Origin of the sequence: Rhodococcus sp. NyZ502, from assembly GCF_041464245.1 — a bacterium.
Classification (GTDB): domain Bacteria; phylum Actinomycetota; class Actinomycetes; order Mycobacteriales; family Mycobacteriaceae; genus Rhodococcus_F; species Rhodococcus_F qingshengii.
On sequence record NZ_CP167155.1, the window covers coordinates 373253 to 390350 of the forward strand.

Annotated in this window: 16 protein-coding genes; 14 read left to right on the plus strand and 2 right to left on the minus strand. The window is 61.5% G+C overall.

Annotated elements, in window-relative coordinates; genetic code table 11:
• Positions 1-95: 95 nt before the first annotated feature.
• The 3 genes from ACBG85_RS01800 (at position 96) to ACBG85_RS01810 (ending at position 4571) form a co-directional block, all read left to right on the plus strand.
• The gene (locus ACBG85_RS01800) at positions 96-1829 is read left to right on the plus strand and encodes an ABC transporter ATP-binding protein (protein WP_083059276.1); all 1734 of its coding nucleotides are present in this window, start codon (positions 96-98) and stop codon (positions 1827-1829) included.
• Positions 1826-3757: an ABC transporter ATP-binding protein gene (locus ACBG85_RS01805; RefSeq protein ID WP_083059278.1), complete on the plus strand. Its 1932-nt coding sequence runs from the start codon at positions 1826-1828 to the stop codon at positions 3755-3757. The genes ACBG85_RS01800 and ACBG85_RS01805 overlap by 4 nt, the downstream gene beginning before the upstream one ends.
• 70 nt (positions 3758-3827) lie before the next feature.
• Positions 3828-4571: an IclR family transcriptional regulator gene (locus ACBG85_RS01810; protein ID WP_007731643.1), complete on the plus strand. Its 744-nt coding sequence runs from the start codon at positions 3828-3830 to the stop codon at positions 4569-4571.
• 5 nt (positions 4572-4576) lie between these two features.
• Here the strand turns inward: ACBG85_RS01810 and ACBG85_RS01815 are convergent, their stop codons facing one another.
• The gene (locus ACBG85_RS01815; protein ID WP_083059280.1) at positions 4577-5758 is read right to left on the minus strand and encodes a multidrug effflux MFS transporter; all 1182 of its coding nucleotides are present in this window, start codon (positions 5756-5758) and stop codon (positions 4577-4579) included.
• Positions 5759-5765: 7 nt separating this feature from the next.
• Positions 5766-6617 (minus strand): alpha/beta fold hydrolase, encoded by an 852-nt coding sequence (locus ACBG85_RS01820; RefSeq protein WP_007731641.1) that lies wholly within the window; start codon positions 6615-6617, stop codon positions 5766-5768.
• A 101-nt stretch (positions 6618-6718) separates the two neighbouring features.
• On the opposite strand from ACBG85_RS01820, the gene ACBG85_RS01825 reads away from it, so the two are divergent.
• From ACBG85_RS01825 to ACBG85_RS01875, 11 genes are all read left to right on the plus strand, one after another.
• Complete coding sequence (locus ACBG85_RS01825; protein WP_372025965.1) at positions 6719-7204, plus strand: MaoC family dehydratase N-terminal domain-containing protein; 486 nt, start codon at positions 6719-6721, stop codon at positions 7202-7204.
• Positions 7201-7599, plus strand: coding sequence for an acyl dehydratase (locus ACBG85_RS01830; protein ID WP_372025968.1), 399 nt, complete (start codon positions 7201-7203; stop codon positions 7597-7599). The genes ACBG85_RS01825 and ACBG85_RS01830 overlap by 4 nt, the downstream gene beginning before the upstream one ends.
• Positions 7600-7680: 81 nt before the next feature.
• Positions 7681-8970 carry a Rieske 2Fe-2S domain-containing protein gene (locus tag ACBG85_RS01835; protein ID WP_007731634.1) on the plus strand — a complete coding sequence of 430 codons (1290 nt, stop codon included), beginning with the start codon at positions 7681-7683 and terminating at the stop codon, positions 8968-8970.
• 122 nt (positions 8971-9092) lie between these two features.
• Positions 9093-10436 (plus strand): M20 family metallopeptidase, encoded by a 1344-nt coding sequence (locus ACBG85_RS01840; RefSeq protein WP_372025971.1) that lies wholly within the window; start codon positions 9093-9095, stop codon positions 10434-10436.
• Positions 10436-11392, plus strand: a complete 957-nt coding sequence (locus ACBG85_RS01845; protein WP_007731630.1) for a 3-(2,3-dihydroxyphenyl)propionate dioxygenase — start codon at positions 10436-10438, stop codon at positions 11390-11392. The genes ACBG85_RS01840 and ACBG85_RS01845 overlap by 1 nt, the downstream gene beginning before the upstream one ends.
• Before the next feature lie 30 nt (positions 11393-11422).
• Positions 11423-12295, plus strand: a complete 873-nt coding sequence (locus tag ACBG85_RS01850; protein ID WP_019746500.1) for an alpha/beta fold hydrolase — start codon at positions 11423-11425, stop codon at positions 12293-12295.
• Between the two features lie 109 nt (positions 12296-12404).
• A complete protein-coding gene (locus ACBG85_RS01855; protein WP_372025973.1) occupies positions 12405-13361 on the plus strand; it encodes an NAD(P)-dependent oxidoreductase in 957 nt (318 codons plus the stop codon).
• A gap of 204 nt (positions 13362-13565) precedes the next feature.
• A complete protein-coding gene (locus tag ACBG85_RS01860) occupies positions 13566-14549 on the plus strand; it encodes an ABC transporter substrate-binding protein (RefSeq protein ID WP_007731624.1) in 984 nt (327 codons plus the stop codon).
• Positions 14546-15409, plus strand: coding sequence for an ABC transporter ATP-binding protein (locus ACBG85_RS01865; RefSeq protein ID WP_007731623.1), 864 nt, complete (start codon positions 14546-14548; stop codon positions 15407-15409). The genes ACBG85_RS01860 and ACBG85_RS01865 overlap by 4 nt, the downstream gene beginning before the upstream one ends.
• On the plus strand, positions 15406-16242 hold the full coding sequence (locus ACBG85_RS01870) for an ABC transporter permease (RefSeq protein ID WP_019746502.1): 837 nt from the start codon (positions 15406-15408) through the stop codon (positions 16240-16242). The genes ACBG85_RS01865 and ACBG85_RS01870 overlap by 4 nt, the downstream gene beginning before the upstream one ends.
• Before the next feature lie 13 nt (positions 16243-16255).
• Positions 16256-17041 carry a class II aldolase/adducin family protein gene (locus ACBG85_RS01875; RefSeq protein ID WP_054188628.1) on the plus strand — a complete coding sequence of 262 codons (786 nt, stop codon included), beginning with the start codon at positions 16256-16258 and terminating at the stop codon, positions 17039-17041.
• Positions 17042-17098 lie beyond the last annotated feature (57 nt).

Genomic DNA, 17098 nt, shown 5'->3' on the forward strand with positions numbered 1-17098 from the left:
TTAACCCCCCGCGGTTAATAAAGGCGCACAGCAGTTTTTGTGTATCGAAATATCCAGCGGCACATGTCGGCCAGGATTGGTAACCTTCGCTCACTATGCTGATCAGGCTGCTGCGCACTTATCTGATGCCGTACCGGGGTGAACTCACGGGCGTTGTCGTCCTGCAGTTTATTTCGACTATGGCGGCCCTTTACCTTCCGAGTCTCAACGCCGACATCATCGACAACGGCGTGACGAAAGGCGACACCGGCTACATCCTCTCCACCGGCGGGATGATGCTGATGGTCACGCTCACGCAGATCCTGTGCTCGGTGGGTGCCGTCTTCTTCGGTGCGCGAGTCGCCATGGGCGTCGGACGCGATCTCCGGGCTTCGGTGCTGCATCAGGTCGGGACGTTCTCGGCCCGAGAGGTCGGGCACTTCGGTGCGCCTTCGCTGATCACACGCAACACCAACGACGTCCAGCAAGTGCAGATGATGGTCGTGATGAGTTGCACCATCCTCGTCATGGCGCCGATCATGTGCGTCGGCGGCATCATCATGGCTCTGCGCCAGGACCTGAATCTGTCCTGGATCCTGGGGATCAGCGTCCCGCTGCTCGTAGTCTCGATGGGTTTCCTGATTGCCCGGATGGTCCCCGGATTCAGGGTCATGCAGGGCCGCCTCGACGCCGTCAACCGTGTTCTTCGCGAACAGATCACGGGCATCCGCGTCGTCCGAGCGTTTGTACGGGAACCGTACGAGGTAGAGCGTTTCGGCGATGCCAACCGTGAGCTGACGGAGACTGCACTCGGCGTCGGCCGCCTCATGGCACTGATGTTCCCGCTCGTGATGCTGATCAGCAATGTCACCAGCGTCGCGGTCATCTGGTTCGGTGGCCATCAGATCAACGAGGGCTCGATGCAGATCGGCTCGCTCACCGCGATGCTCAGCTACATCATGCAGATCCTGATGGCCGTCATGATGGCCACCTTCATGGCGGTGATGCTGCCGCGTGCGTCGGTGTGCGCCGAACGTATCTCCGAGGTGCTTGACACGGATTCGTCGGTGATTCCGCCCGAGAACCCGGTCCGAGAACTGAAGGACCCGGGAGTCGTCGAACTTCGTGGCGCTCAGTTCCAGTTCCCCGGAGCCGAGGAACCTGTATTGCGCGACATCACGTTCCGTGCCGAACCCGGCATGACGACGGCGATCATCGGCGGCACCGGATCGGGAAAGACCACTCTGCTCAACCTGATTCCACGATTGATCGACTCCACCTCCGGATCGGTATCGGTGGGCGGCGTCGACGTCCGCGACATCGACACGGAGCTGCTCTGTTCGGTGATCGGTCTGGTCCCGCAGAAGCCGTATCTGTTCTCCGGCACTGTCGCCACCAATCTCCGCTACGGAAACCCCGAAGCTACCGACGAATGGCTGTGGGAGTGCCTCGAGATCGCCCAAGCTGCCGACTTCGTCCGCGCCATGCCCGAAGGCCTGGACACACCGGTGGCACAAGGCGGTACGACGGTATCGGGCGGTCAGCGTCAGAGACTCGCCATCGCCAGAGCGTTGGTGCGTAAGCCACAGATCTATCTGTTCGACGATTCCTTCTCGGCACTCGACCTCACTACTGATGCGAGGCTGCGTGCGGCGCTCCGGCCGGTCACGCAAGACGCCTGCATCGTCGTTGTCGCGCAGCGCATTTCCACCATCGTGGAAGCCGATCAGATCATCGTGCTCGACGACGGCGCCATCGTGGGGATCGGCACGCACGACGAACTCGTGGTCAGTTGTCCCACCTACGGCGAAATCGTCGCCTCTCAGCTAGCCGTACAGGACGCATCATGAGTAATCGACCGACTTCCTCGCCTCCCATCGGCCCGCCCGGCGGCGGCGATCCCACCAAGAAGGCCATGAACTTCGGCCCTTCTCTCAAGCGTCTCCTCGGTCGCTTGAGCCCGGACAAGCCGATCGTCGTCCTGATCTTCGCTTTGGTGACGGCAAGCGTCGTACTTTCCTCGATCGCGCCGAAGATCCTGGGAAACGCCACCAACCTGATCTTCGACGGCATCGTCAGCAAGCAACTCCAGCCGGGGACGACCAAGGAACAGGCTGTCGAAGGATTGCGCGCTTCGGGGCAGGGTCAGCTCGCGGACATGGTTTCCGGCATGGCAGTTGTGCCTGGAACCGGAATCGATTTCGACGCAGTCGGCAAGGTCTTGATGATCGTGCTGCTGCTGTTCGTCTGTGCGTCGCTGTTCAGTTGGTTGCAGGCGTATCTGCTCAACATCGTGGTCCAGCGAACCGTTCGCCGGTTGCGTGAGGATGTCGAGCAGAAGATTCACCGACTTCCCTTGCGGTACTTCGATACCCATGCCCGCGGTGATGTTCTCTCACGCGTGACCAATGACATCGACAACGTCGCGCAGAGCTTGCAGCAGACGCTCAGCCAGTTGGTCATGTCGGTGATGACCGTCCTGGGCATTCTGGTGATGATGCTGTGGATCTCACCGTTGCTCGCCTTGATCGCAGTGGCAACTGTTCCGCTGTCGATCATGGTCACAGCGTTCATCGCGAAGCGTTCACAGAAGCACTTCGTGGCGCAGTGGAAGAGCACCGGCGGAATCAACGCACAGGTCGAGGAAGCGTTCAGCGGCCACGAGTTGGTCAAGGTGTTCGGCCGCCAGCAGGAGGTCGAGGAGCGCTTCCGCAAGCAGAACGAGGATCTGTACGAGTCCAGCTTCAAGGCGCAGTTCATCTCCGGTCTGGTCATGCCGGCCGTGATGTTCCTGGGCAACCTCAACTACGTCGCCATCGCAGTGGTGGGTGGCATGCGCGTCGCATCCGGAACGATGACGCTCGGCGATGTGCAAGCGTTCATCCAGTACTCGCGGCAGTTCACCCAGCCGCTCACGCAGATCGCGTCGATGACCAATCTGCTGCAGTCCGGTGTCGCTTCGGCCGAGCGGGTCTTCGCGCTGCTCGACCAAGAGGAGCAGTCGGAGGACCCGAAGAGTGCGAAGTCGCCCACGGTCGACAAGGGGCGCGTCAAGTTCGAGAACGTCACCTTCAGTTACAAGCCGGAACAGCCGCTGATCGAGGACCTGTCCCTGACTGCCGAGCCGGGTCAGATGGTTGCGATCGTCGGACCCACCGGCGCCGGCAAGACCACCCTGGTCAACCTCATCCTGCGGTTCTACGAACTCAATTCGGGCCGTATCATTTTGGACGGCATCGACATCGCCGACATGACGCGAGACGATCTGCGCTCGCGCATCGGCATGGTTCTGCAGGACGCATGGCTGTTCGGTGGAACCATCCGCGAGAACATCGCCTACGGCAAGCCTGGTGCCACCGACGAGGAGATTCGTCGTGCGGCCGAGATGAGCTACGTCGACAAGTTCGTGCACTCTCTGCCTGAGGGTTACGACACGGTCATCGACGAGGAAGGCAGCAACGTCAGTGCGGGCGAGAAGCAGCTCATCACTATCGCCCGCGCCTTCATCTCGCAGCCGTCCATCCTGATCCTCGACGAGGCGACCAGTTCGGTGGACACACGCACCGAACTGCTGGTCCAGAGCGCCACCGCGGTTCTGCGCAACGACCGCACCAGCTTTGTCATCGCGCACCGTCTTTCGACAATTCGTGATGCGAACCTGATCGTGGTGATGGAGGAAGGCCGGATCGTGGAGCAGGGGAGCCATGAGGCTCTGCTCGAATCCCGCGGCGCGTATTTCCGTCTGTACAACAGCCAATTCGTGGGCGCGGAGATCTGATGCCTCAGTAGACTGGAGCAGACTTGGTCCGCTGGGTGGACCACATTCTGTGTACTGGAGGCGCTCGGCGATGCATTCGTTGCTGGGGAAAGCGCGCCTGATACTCGATTCCTTCGATGCGGATTCGGGTGCGCTGTCGCTGACCGAACTTGCGAATCGGAGTGGTGTTGCGAAGGCGACGGTGCATCGAATAGCCGGTGAACTGGTGTCTCTTGGTCTACTGGAACGGGTCGGAACCAAGTACAGGTTGGGGTTACGGCTCTTCGAACTGGGGCAGTTGGTTCCTCGTCAACGTATTCTGCGCGAGGTGTCCTTGACGTATGTGCAGGATCTTCACGCGGCGACCCGGGAGACGGTTCACCTCGCGATTCGCGACGGCCTCGATGTTCTGTACATCGACAAGATCTCCGGTCATCACGGGGTGGACCTGCCGTCGCGGGTGGCTGGCCGGCTGCCGATGTATGCCACGGCAACCGGCAAAGCGATACTCGCGTACTCACCGGATTCCGTTTTTCGAGCGGTGACAGGCAACGGATTTGTCGAGTTCACCGATCGGACGGTGAACTCGGAAGACGGGTTACGTAGGCAACTCGACGCTGTTCGTTCGCAGCAGTTGGCGGTCGAGACCGAAGAGGTTCGCCTGGGAACATCGAGTATCGCTGCCCCGATCTTCGGTGGACTTGGTGAAGCAGTTGCCGCGATCGGTGTGTCGAGTCCGCGGTATCGAATGGACACCGAGCGTTTTGCCGAACCGTTGCGCGCGGCGGCCGAAGGGATCAGCCGGAAGGTATCGGTTCTCGAACGCTCGGCATAACCGTTTTATCGACGCACGCAGAGCAGCGCGATCACGCCGAGAACCGAAGCCCCGGTCATGGAGATGGCCACGGCAAGACTGGTGTTGCCGAGAAGGCCGACGATGGGCGCAACCACAGCGGCAGCGCCGAACTGCGCAAATCCGATCAGCGCGGCTGCTGAGCCTGCGGCTTCTCCGTGACGGGACAGTGCAACCGCCGGTGCGTTGGGCATGACAAAACCCGTTGCGCAGAGCATCAGCAGGATGGGGACGGCAAACCCGACGAATCCCCACGAGTCGGTGGCGGCAACAACAACAAATGCAGCGCCGACGGCACTACTGCCCCACATTGCCCAGATCGTGATGGAATTCGGCGACCACCGGCCGAGAAGCACGACGTTGAGCTGGGACGAACCGATCAGAACGACGGCGCCGCCGGCAAAGGCAAATCCGTATGCGGTGGCGCTCAGTCCGAACTGTTCCTGCATCACGTAGGACGACGCGGCGATGTACGACCACAAAACGCCGCGGCCGAGACCGCACACGAGCACCAACACCATGAAGTGGGCATCCTTGCCGAGCGCAATGTAGTTTCGCGCGATGGCGCCGATGCCCTTGCCCGACCGATTCTCGGGTGGAAGTGTTTCCGGCAGCGATACTGCCGCGAGTGCGATCATCGCGATGCCCAGGATGAAGAGAGCGAGAAAGACTCCGCGCCAATGTGTTACGGACATCAGTGCCCCGCCGATGGAGGGGGCCAGGATGGGCGCTACGCCCATGACCAACATCAGCCGCGAAAGTACAACTGCCGCATCGTGTCCGGTGAATAGATCACGAACGATTGCCATCGCGATCACGCCTGTCGCGGCGGCGCCGAAACCTTGAAGGGTTCGCAGCGCAGTGAGGACTTCGATGGACGGAGCAAAGAAGCAGGCCAACGACGCGCCGACGTGAATTACTGTGCCCACGAGCAGGGGACGTCGACGTCCGTAGATGTCGGACAGTGGGCCGATGAGCAACTGGCCGAAAGCCAGACCCAGCAGTGTGCCCGTCAGGGTCAGCTGAACCATCGTGTCCGACGTACCGAATTCCTGCGTGATCTGTGGCAGCGCAGGAAGATACATGTCGACGGTGAACGGCCCGAGGGCGGTGAGAATTCCGAGAAGCAGTACCAATCGGATCCGTGCACCGCCCCTCGGGGCGATCACCGTTCGTTCAGTTGTGCTGTTGGTCAAGGAAACCCGAAACTACACTGTAGTAGTCGTATGGTCGTTCTTCCTGAAGATGATGCGACGCCTTGTCCATGATGTAGAGATGGCCATGGGGAATCATCCGCGCAAGCATGAGCGGGTAGTCCGGGGTGAGGAATGCGTCGTGCATGCCCCAGGCGAAGAGCGTCGGCGCCTGGATCTGGCCGAGTTCAGCTGTGAGATCCTGCCAATCGCCACGAGGTGAGTCCGCCGAGGCAGCCAGGGCCATTTCTTCGGGGTCGAGACTTTGCTCGTATCGCATCTGGAGAGTTTCGGCGGGCAACTTCGATCCGTCGAACCATTCGAGACTGGTGATCAAGGTGCGGAGTTTTTCGAGGGTGGGGCCGGTGCCGCCGTAGTAGACGTCGCGGGCGTTGCGGCCACGACGGCCATCCTCGGGGAGCGGCGCGAGTGGACCGTAGAAGACGGGCATGCTGCCCGTGATCACCAGGGAGCGAACGCGTTCCGGGTACTTTGCCGCAAGATTGAGCGCTATGGTGCCGCCCCACGAGTTGCAGACGAAGTCTGCGCGTTCGATTCCGAGTTCGTCGAGCAGGGCAACCACCTTGGCGGCGTGGAAGTCCCACATTGGGCCGGCGATGGTGCACTTGTCGGACCGACCGTATTGCAGCAGATCAACGAGAATCGCTCGTCGATCCGAGGCGAAGAGCGGTGCCACTGGCCCGAAGTCGGACCACGCAGTGCAGCCGGGGCCGCCTCCGTGCAGGAAAATCGTGGGGTCGCCCTCGCCGAGGTCGTAGTAATGGAATGTGACGCCATCTGCTTTGGCGTACAAGCTCTTCGGTTGATCAGCCATGGCTATACCTGACCTCGAGGTGAGCGGTATGGGAAGTATCGCGGTCCGGCAGGCGAACCCGGTTCGTGGCTGTGAGACTTCCGAATGCCTAGCGTGCTGGCATGAGAACAGAACTCGAGCACGCGCGTGATCGCGCGGAGGCGATGATCGGTACGCGGGAAACGCGAGAGTTGGGAACGGTGCGTCCGGCGGAGTCGGTTGCGTTTGCGGTTGCCACCGCCGAGACGGACCCCCGGTTTCTCGACCCGGAGCACCCGGCATTTGCCGTCCATCCGATGTATCTGCCTTCGCTTTTGCGAGGACCGCAAGGTGGCTCCGATCGAGAGTACCGAGCAGACGGCATGTTCCGTGACGAAGTGCCGGGCACAGACGGTATCGACGTGCGCTTGATGGCCGGCGGGCAGAGTGTGACTTTCTTGCGACCGGCCCCGCTGGGTGAGGCTGTCGTCGTAGGGCGAGTACTCGATACCGTGACGACCAAGGGCCGGACTCCGGACGAGTTTCTGCTGCTCTCGGTCACCAAGACTTACCGGGGTGCGCAGTCCGGCGCATTCGCCGAGGTCGTCGAGAAGTTCATCGTCCGATGACCGAAACAGTAGTCGTGGGCACGCCGATCGAATCGGTGACCTTGGTCTGCGATCCGGTTCGGATCCTTCGATTCGGGGCGTCGACGCACAATTCGCACCGTATTCACTACGACGCCTCATATGCGCAGACGGAGGGGTTGTCCGCACCGGTGGTCATGGCCCAGTTGCAGGGCACGCTGTTCTTTCGTGCCGCGTCACACTTTGCCGGTGGATACGAAGGAGTTGTGTCCGTCTCCTGGCAGAATCGTGCGCCCGCGCCCGTCGGAACCACACTCGAGGTGTCGGGTGAAGTGTCCCAAATCGACAGTGACCAACTAACTTTGGTATTGCGGGAGCATTCGGACAATGGCGTGCTGTGTGCCGTCGGAACCGCTGTGGTGGTCCGGGTCTGCTGAGCGAACCGAATCCATTGGCGTAGACCGCAATCTCACCCAAGATCTGTTTCATTCAAACGTTCAGTGTCGAGAGGACTTCACATGACTGGTGTCGAGGCGTCGGAAGCCACGTTCGCGCTGCCCGAGCGGCCACGAGCGGCCGGTCGGCAGGATTGGACGGCATGGCCGGGTTACAACGCAGCCGGCAGCGGATACCGCGGTTACTGGTACCCGGTCACGTGGTCGAACCACATCACCAAAGACCCCAAGAGCTTCACCATCTGTGGTGAAAAGCTGGCGATCATCCGCGACGCAGGCAAGGCATATGCCCTGCACGATCGGTGCCCGCACCGCGGCGTTCCGTTGTCCGAGGGCGATCAGCAGTTCCCGGGAACTGTCAGCTGCCCGTACCACGGCTGGACGTACCGGCTCACTGACGGCAAGCTGGCCGCGGTCATCACCGACGGTCCGGATTCCAAGATCTGCGGCAAGCTGAACGTCCAGACCTATGCGATCGAGGAGCGACTCGGTCTGGTGTGGGTGTACATCCCGATCGCCAACGAGCCGGCGCCGTCCATCGACGACCAGTTGCCGCGTGAGCTGGTGGAGAACAAGGGTATCGTCGGTGGTCGGATTCAGCCCCGAGAAGGCAACTGGCGCTTCGCATGTGAGAACGGTTTCGACGAGGGACATGCGAAGTACCTGCACCGCACCGCATTGTGGCGTCTGTTCAAGCCGATGCCGACGTGGAACATCACGAGCATCGTTCCGGAGGGACGCTGGATCTACCGCGTGCAGGAAGAGGTGTACTGGGAGGCGGAATTCCCGGGCGTGGGAACCTGGACGAACAAGCGGTGGTGGAAGAAGAAGCCGGACGAGACCCAGATTTCGCAGATCGGAAACGTCGGCGCCGGTCTGGACGTCAATCCTGTGATCGCAGCTCAGAACTTCCCCGGTTTTGCTTCACTGTCCATGCCGGGTGTCCTGCGCATCGCGTACCCCAAGTTCATTCACTACGAGTTCTACGTCCCGGTGGACGAAGACAACCACAAGTACGTCGGCCTCATGGTCAACTTCGTCTCCGGCGCAGCAAAATTGGGCTTCTACGCCAAGTACCTCGGCGCGATCCGCTGGCTGTTCCACGGTCAGTTCTCGGGTCAGGATGCGTGGATGGTCGAGGTCACCGACGCACCGCCGGAGAAGCTGTACCGACCGGACGTGTCGCTGACGACGTGGCGAAATCTCGCAGAGGAAGAGTACGCCGAGAAGATCGCCGACGCGGCCAAGCACACCCCCAAGGCGCCGGTCAGGCCCACCCGAGAGCGCCGGACGCCAACGCCCCGCTCGGCCCCTGTCGCCGACGCTCAGATTCCCACCGGCACCAGCGAATAGGAGAGATACATGTTCAAGATTCTGACGGCTGTCGCTATCGGTGCCGCTGTTGCAGTGGCAGTTCCCAAGCTGTGGCAGCTGGCCGGCGAGCGCAGCAATACTCAGGTACATCAGGTCAATCCATGACCACTGCGAGGGCCGATGCTCTCGCAGGCCTAGGCGACGAGCGCCGGGAATGGGTCGAGCGAGCCTACGCCCATGTCGATCGTGCGCGATTGCGGGATCTCGCCACTTCGGTGGTCAACATTCCCAGTCCGACGGGTGACGAAGCACCGCTGGCCCGCCACATCACGGCGGTCCTGGCAGCGTCGGGCATCGAGGCCCACACAATGGATCTCGATGATCGGCAAGCGAACTCGTGGGGAAGGCTCCGCGGTGACGGGTCCGGACCGGACCTGTTGCTGTATGCGCCGATCGACACCGTCACGACCGGCGATCCGGCGGAAGACCTGCCGTGGGTGGGAAATGAGCTGCGAGCGGATCTGACGCCGCACGCCCAGTTCGACGAAAACTACGTGATCGGATTGGGTGCGTCGAACCCCAAAGGCCACGCCGTCTGCATTGTCGCGGCGGCCGAAGCAATTGCCGCAGCCGGTATTCCGCTCCGCGGTGACCTGGTGCTCGGATTCGGCGCCGGTGGTATGCCGACCAATGCCCGCCCCGGTGTCGGAAACCCCCGACGCAACACCGGCCAGGGCGTCGGCTGCTCGTTCCTCCTGGAACAGGGAGTGTGGGCGGACTGCGCGTTGATCGCCAAGCCCGGCTGGACGGTTTCCTGGGAAGAAGTGGGACTGGCCTGGTTCGAGATCACGGTGCACGGTCTGCACACCTACGTCGGCTCGCGCCACCGGTTGCCGTACCGCAACGCGATTACCGCAGCCGGCGAGGTGGTCGCCAAGTTGGAGGAATGGTTCCCGAAGTACTCGGCGGCGCATCAGGACGGTTTGGTTGCGCCTCAGGGGATCGTTGCCAACATCCGCGGCGGGTGGGAGCGAACAGCGTCGTTCACCCCCGAGCAGGTGCGCCTTACCGTTGATCTACGGCTCAGCCCGCGGACGACGCCCACCGCGGCCAAGCGCGAACTCAAAGCCGTCGTTGCGGAGATCGCACAATCGCTGGATCTGCAGATCGACGTCGAACAGGTTCTTGCCATCCCCGGTGAGGGTTCCGAACCTCGAATGTGGTTGCGCCGCGCCGCAGTCCAGGCGTGGGAAGCTGCCGAAGGAGAGCCGCATCAGGACTTCTTCGACGCGAGTGGAGCCACTGACGCAAACATCCTGCGCAGCCGCGGCATCCCGACGATTCGGGTGGGTATGCCCAAGGTGGTCGACGCACCGTTCGAGGTGGACTTCGCGATGGGGATGAACACTGTGGACCTGGCTGCGGCGGAGAGATTTACGAAGTATCTGATCCGAGTGGCCCTCGACACCGTCACCCGCTCGCTCGAGGAAGTAGGAATCGACTGATGGCGAAGATAGTTCTGGGTATCGGTGCCTCCCACAGCACCTTGATGAACACCCATTGGGAAGAGACGACGCACAAGGCGGAGGCCGAACGCTTCCGGGACGCGCTGTATCTGAGCCGGGAGAAGATCGCGGCGTCGAAACCCGATGTTGTCTTGATTCTCGGCTCCAACCACTTTCGCGGTTTCTGGCTGGATCTGATTCCGGCGTTCACTCTCGGCGTCGGAGAGTGCATTTCCAGTGGCGAGTCAGGAACACCCAAGGGGCCGCAACGGGTCGACGTGGAGTTCGCCAGGCACCTTGCAAACGAGCTGATCGAAGGTGGCCGGTTCGATCTTGCCTACTCGGCGCGATTGCAGATCGATCATGGTCAGTCTCACGCGATTCAGTACCTTCTCGACGGAATCGATGTTCCGATAGTTCCGTTGGTGGTCAACGTATTCGCGCCGCCCCTCCCGACGTTCAAGCGATGTGAGGAAGTGGCGAAGGCCCTGCGGGATGCCGTTGCGTCGTATCCGGCGGATACCCGGGTCGTGGTGATCGCGTCCGGTGGATTGTCTCATCGTCTGCCCTGGCCGGACTGGCGGGATCCGCACGGTGAGGACGAGGATTTCATGGTTCAAGCCTGGCTGGACGGCCGGGAGAACTGGTCCGACTACGACGTCCGGCGACGCCAGATCATCCGCGCAGCCGATGCCGCGATCACTCCGGAGTTCGATGACCGAATTCTTGATCTGTTTGCCAGCGGCAAGGCAAGTGAGCTTGCCGAGTTCACGACGCAGCAGATCGAAGACGAGGCGGGCAACGGTGCGCAGGAGTTGCGGACCTGGCTCATGATGGCCGCGATGCTCGACTACGTTCCGGGTGAACGCCTTGCCTACGAAGCGATTCCCGAGTGGCTCACCGGTATGGGTGTCACGATTCTCGATCCAGCTGGAACAGACAGCGCAACAACATAATCTGCACCTTCAGTAAAGGAAGTTTCTCTGATGACAATCTGGAACGAACTTGCCGGGCTCGATTTCGAGTTGACGACCGTCGACGCCGGCGGTGTGCCCACGCGCTCTCTGCAGGCAGGATCCGGTGACGAGGCCGTGATCTTCCTGCACGGCACCAGCGGACACCTCGAGGCATTTGCACGCAATATTGCACCGCACGCCGAGTCTTACCGGGTTCACGCGATCGACATGCTCGGCCATGGTTACACCGGCAAGCCTGACTACCCGTACGAGATTCCGCGCTACGTCGAGCATTTGGTGAACTACCTCGACGCGGTCGGACTGGACCGTGTGCACTTGGTGGGTGAAAGCCTCGGTGGTTGGGTCGCTGCCTACCTGGCCAGCGAGCAGCCCGAACGTGTTCTGTCGCTGCAGTTGCTGGCAGCAGGCGGAACAGTCGCGAACCCGGTAGTCATGGAGCGCATCAAGACGTCGACCGCGAAGGCCGTCCAGAGTGACGACATCGAATTGACCCGCGCACGTATGCAGTTGCTCATGCATGATCCCGCCGATGCAACCGAGGAATTGGTTCAGGCTCGTCACCGGATCTACCATCAGCCTGACTTTGTCGCCAACATCCACAACCTCCTTTCCCTGCAGGAGATGGAGGTTCGCCAGCGGAACCTGCTGCGCCCGGATCGAATGGCACTCATCAAGGCGCCGACTCTTGTGGTCTGGGGTCAGGAAAATCCGTTCGGTGATGTTCCGGAAGCGAAGAAGATGGCCGAGGATATTCCGGGCGCTCAGCTCGAACTCTACTCGGAGTGCGGTCACTGGCCGCAGCACGAGCAGGCAGCGAAGTACAACCCGCTGAGCCTCGAGTTCTTGGCAAAGGCATCAGCCAGCGCGAAGGCAGCTATCTGAGAAGTTCCTGCCAAATATGCTGCTGCGTAATGGAGCCGGTCTCTCGATTGGGAGGCCGGCTTCCGCGTTTTCGAAGGTACAGTCATCGTCTTACAGCGAAGGAGTTCTCGTGAGGAAAGTACTTCTGCTGACGGCCGACGCCGACAACGGACTCGGTACCGCAATCCGTGACGCTGTCAGGGGTGAGGCGGAGGTAGTTCGATTACCTGAGCGCACCACGGGGGCGCTCCGTGCGGAGTTGCCGACATGCGACGTCGTGGTGGGGGACTGGAGTGGTGATCTGCCACTGGGCAAGGAGGAAGCAGAGCTCGGCCGAAATGTGCTCCTCGTCCAACAGCCTGGTGCCGGAACCAATTTCATCGATGCCGAAGCCTGGCGCGCCGCCGGAGTTCCGGTGGCGAATACTCCCGGTGCAAACGCGAACTCGGTTGCGGAGTGGGCAGTGCTCGCGGCAGGTGTGTTGTGCCGCTCCATGTTCTGGGCGCACAACGAGGTTACCGATGGTCGATGGCCACAGGAATCCATCCTGACGCGCGATTGCCGCGATCTGGCGCAGCGCCGGGTCGGCGTCGTAGGTGTTGGTTCGATCGGCCGCCGGTGTGCAGAATTGTTTGCCGCCTTCGGTTGCGACGTCTATGTCACCGCGCGTTCGAGACCGCGTGACACTGTGGCTGCGACGTTTGTGCCACTCGACGAGTTACTGCCTCTCGCGGATGTCCTGGTGCTGGCCGTCCCGCTTACGGAATCAACTCGGGGACTGATCAATTCCCATCGAGTTGCGCAGTTGCCCACCGGAGCGATCGTGGTCAATGTGGCGCGCGGCGCTGTCGTCGACGACGCGGCATTGGCGCGTGCCTTGCGTTCCAGGCATGTCGGCGGCGCTGCCCTCGATGTGTTCGACGTTGAACCACTACCGATTTCGAGCCCGCTCCGTGGATTCGATTCGACCCTCCTGAGCCCGCACGTCGCCGGCGGCAGCGCCGGAGCGCGTGCGTCGATCTATTCGATGACGGCGCAGAATGTCGCCAGTGCGCTGCGCTCGCAGACAATTCGGTGGACATTGTGATTCGGTGGACATTGTGATCGAGGGCCGTGTTACCGAAGTATTTCGGTCCGCACGTTCCTCCAGGTGCAGTGTTTCGCCGAGGTAAGTTCCTGTCCCCGGTCCGCACGGTGGACCCGGTTGGTTCTCGGGTGTAGGTACACACAGCTAGGTTTGCTCTCCACGACCCGCAACTGCGGCACAGATCACAAACAAAGGTGTGAGTAGATGGCCTCGCTGTCAAAGTTTGGAAGGACTGCTCTTGTTTCGGCTGCGCTGCTGCTGACCGTTGCAACCGGCGCATGCAGCCGCCCGGCGACGCAAAGCACAGCTGATTCTGCCGGAAGTGGACCACTGCGTATCGCAGTCGGAATCGATGCTTCCTACGCTCCGTTCTTCGTAGCGGATCAGGAAGGCATGTTCGACGCTGCCGGTTTGGACGTCGAACTCGTCCAGTTCGGTCGTGGTGGCGAGGCCGTCGACGCACTCTCGACCGGGCAGGTCCAGATCGCCGGTAGCTCCGATACGACAACGATCGCCCAGTTGCGTCAGAATCCGTCGTTGCGCGCGATGTACTCGTACGAGGCGTCGGGTGACTACATCAAGGTCGTGCTGCGTAACGGTGTCGACTCACCGGCTGCGATCAAGAAGATGGGCATCGTCCCGGGTCTCAGCCAGATTTCGACGGACAAGTACCTCGCTGCCAATTCCATTGCCCCCGGTTCGGTCGAGATGATCTCGGCGACCCCGACGGACATGCCCGCACTGCTCAGTCGCGGCGACATCGACGGGTTTGTCCTGTGGGAGCCGTGGCCGGCCACCGCCCTGGATCAGGGAACCGGCCACGTGGTGGCAGTAACCGGAGACTACGGCTGGTTCTATCATCATTGGGCGATCACGACGGCTCCGTGGTTGTCGGCCAACGAAGAGACAGCGCGAACCGTCGCGAAGGTGCTCGACGAGGCAACGCGCAAGGTCGAGTCGGATCCGGGCGTGGCAGCGTCCGCGACCAAGGCGGCTGTGAACGTCAGCGAGGATCAGACTATTGCCGCGGTGGACGAGATCGACTTCGCCGTGGTGAATCTCGAAGCTGCGGATGTCGAGTCGGCTCAATCGATCGTAGATTTCTACAAGTCGATCGGTGTTCTCAGCGACCAGCCGGATCTCGAATCGGCAATGCTTCTGGATTGGTACAAGGATGGTGCACAGTGAGTATCGCAACAAGTGGTTCAACGACCAGCTCGACGAATAGCGCGGGGACAGCCGGCCCCGGCAAGAAGAACACCGGTGTTGCCATCGACGTGGTCGACCTCGGAATCAGCTTCGGCGCGGCGGAGATCGTCGCCGGAATCGACATGCACGTGCAGCCAGGTGAATTCGTCTGTCTGCTCGGTCCGAGTGGCTGCGGCAAGTCGACGCTGCTGTCGTCCATGGCCGGCTTCGTTGAACCCAGCGCCGGCGAGATCGTGTGCGACGGAGATGTCGTCGCCGGCAGTAACCGCCACGCCGGCATGGTGTTTCAGAGCTCCGAAGCGTTGTTCGAATGGATGACCGTGAGCCAGAACGTGGCCTACGGCCCCAGGATGCGTGGAGCGAACCGCAGCGAGCAGGCGAGTATCGCGGCCGAGTACCTCGCGATGGTCGGCTTGCCCCACGCGGGTGCGAAGTTCCCCTCGCAGCTGTCCGGCGGTATGCGGCAACGTGTTCAGATCGCACGAGTTCTTGCCAACCAGCCGTCGTTGGTTCTCATGGACGAGCCGTTCGGTGCGTTGGACGCTCAGACTCGTCAGGTTCTGCAGACCGAACTCGACCGTATCTGGCGGCACACCCGCTGCACCGTGGTATTCGTGACTCACGATATCGACGAGGCACTGACGTTGGCTGACCGTGTGATCGTGATGTCGGCCGGCCCGCGGGCCCGGATCAAGAGCGTCTACGAGGTCAATGCGGCTCGTCCGCGAGACCGCAACGATCCCGAGGTGATCGAGCTCTACGAGAAGCTGCGGGACGACATTCGGGCAGAAGTGGTTGCGTCGCTGCGGAACCAAGGCATTGAGGAGGACGAGCTGTGACGGCTGTAGTGACCGGTGGTTCAGCCGGTGTGAGAACAGCGAAGGTGGCGGAGACAAAAAAGCGTTCGTCGGCGCGGCGATCCAAGATTGTCAAAGCGACGCTGATGTATGCAGCCTCAGCGGCAATCGGTTTGGGCATCTGGTCGTTCCTGGCGTGGTGGTACGGGCCGACCACCATTGCATCACCGGCCGAAGTATGGTCGGCGGCACAGGAACTGTGGGAGAGCGGCGTTCTGTGGTCGTCGATCACCGCATCGGGTCAGCGAATTCTCATCGGCTGGTTCCTGGGTGTCGTGATCGGTGCTCCCGTCGGAATTCTGATGGGCCGCATTTCCATCGTGCGACAGCTCCTCGATCCGTACATCGAGTTCTTCCGGTTCATTCCGCCTATTGCGTTTGTCACTCTCGCCGTCGTCTGGTTCGGCATCGGTGAGACGTCGAAGGTTGTTCTGATCTTCTACACCTCGGTATTCATCGTCACGGTCAGCACGATTGCCGCGACTGTAGCGATCAGCGAGAACAAACTGCAGGCAGCGGCAAATCTTGGTGCCAACAAACTTCAGATCATGAAGACGGTGGTCTTGCCGTCGTCGATCCCCGGCATCGTCACGGGCGCTCGCCTGGCGATGGGCAACAGCTTCCTCACCATCGTGTCGGCGGAGATCGTCGCCGCCGACCAGGGTATCGGTTCGATGATCTGGCAGGCTCGAAACTACGGCCGGATCGACTGGACGTTCGTCGGCATCATCGTCCTGGGCATCATGGGCTTCATCTTCGACCGGATTCTCCGCATTCTGTCCTCGCGGTACCTTGCCCGTTACGGCGTCAAATAGTCAGGAGCGCAGCATGAATCACCCGCTGAGCATTGCCGAGCAGGCCGGAATTCCGGGACCGCCCGAGTTCACCGATATCGAGAGTGAGCGGCGTCGTCGCAAGACCGCTGTCATCGGCGGGTATCGGATTTTGTCGAAATTCGGTTTGGACGAGGGAATCTCGGGACATATCACCGCCCGAGACCCAGAAGATCCGGAGACTTTCTGGACTGCGCCGTTCGGGCGGCACTTCTCCCAGGTTCAGCCGGAGGAATTGCTGCATGTGGCGTCGGACGGCGCGGTCATTTCCGGAGACGGACCGCTCAACCGAGCAGCGTTTGTCATCCACAGCAAGGTTCACGAGGCTCGTCCCGACGTCATCGGAGCTGTTCACGCTCACGGTTTGAACGGTAAGGCGTTCTCCTCGCTGCACACCCGCCTCACGCCGATCACTCAGGACGCGTGCGCCTTTCACGAGGATCACTCGATCTACGAGGAGTATCACGGGGTGGCGCTGGACGAAGAGGAGGGGATTCGCATCGCGGATGCCCTCGGATCGAACAAGGCCGTGATCCTCACCAACCACGGTCATCTGACCGTCGGAACTTCCGTGGAGAGCGCAGTGTGGTGGTATGTGTCGATGGAGCGGTCGATGCAGGCGGAGTTGACGGCGCGAGCCGCCGGTGATCCGGTTGTCCTGCACGAGAAGATCGCGGCGCAGACCTACGAAGCAGTCGGCACCGAGAAGGTGGGGTGGTTTGCGTACTCGACCATCATCCAGAAGATCGCAGCAGACGAACCCGAGGTATTCGCGCACTGAATTCTTCGCGCACTGAATTCCTGCGAGCATTGGGCCCGTCGACCGAGAGGTCGGCGG

What these genes read in the sequence shown, in the direction of transcription:
- ACBG85_RS01835 (WP_007731634.1), top strand. Translation starts at nt 7,681, where the DNA reads ATGACTGGTGTCGAGGCGTCGGAAGCCACGTTCGCGCTGCCCGAGCGG.
- ACBG85_RS01820 (WP_007731641.1), bottom strand. Translation starts at nt 6,617, where the DNA reads ATGGCTGATCAACCGAAGAGCTTGTACGCCAAAGCAGATGGCGTCACA.
- ACBG85_RS01800 (WP_083059276.1), top strand. Translation starts at nt 96, where the DNA reads ATGCTGATCAGGCTGCTGCGCACTTATCTGATGCCGTACCGGGGTGAA.
- ACBG85_RS01825 (WP_372025965.1), top strand. Translation starts at nt 6,719, where the DNA reads ATGAGAACAGAACTCGAGCACGCGCGTGATCGCGCGGAGGCGATGATC.
- ACBG85_RS01860 (WP_007731624.1), top strand. Translation starts at nt 13,566, where the DNA reads ATGGCCTCGCTGTCAAAGTTTGGAAGGACTGCTCTTGTTTCGGCTGCG.
- ACBG85_RS01805 (WP_083059278.1), top strand. Translation starts at nt 1,826, where the DNA reads ATGAGTAATCGACCGACTTCCTCGCCTCCCATCGGCCCGCCCGGCGGC.
- ACBG85_RS01830 (WP_372025968.1), top strand. Translation starts at nt 7,201, where the DNA reads ATGACCGAAACAGTAGTCGTGGGCACGCCGATCGAATCGGTGACCTTG.
- ACBG85_RS01845 (WP_007731630.1), top strand. Translation starts at nt 10,436, where the DNA reads ATGGCGAAGATAGTTCTGGGTATCGGTGCCTCCCACAGCACCTTGATG.
- ACBG85_RS01875 (WP_054188628.1), top strand. Translation starts at nt 16,256, where the DNA reads ATGAATCACCCGCTGAGCATTGCCGAGCAGGCCGGAATTCCGGGACCG.
- ACBG85_RS01810 (WP_007731643.1), top strand. Translation starts at nt 3,828, where the DNA reads ATGCATTCGTTGCTGGGGAAAGCGCGCCTGATACTCGATTCCTTCGAT.
- ACBG85_RS01840 (WP_372025971.1), top strand. Translation starts at nt 9,093, where the DNA reads ATGACCACTGCGAGGGCCGATGCTCTCGCAGGCCTAGGCGACGAGCGC.
- ACBG85_RS01850 (WP_019746500.1), top strand. Translation starts at nt 11,423, where the DNA reads ATGACAATCTGGAACGAACTTGCCGGGCTCGATTTCGAGTTGACGACC.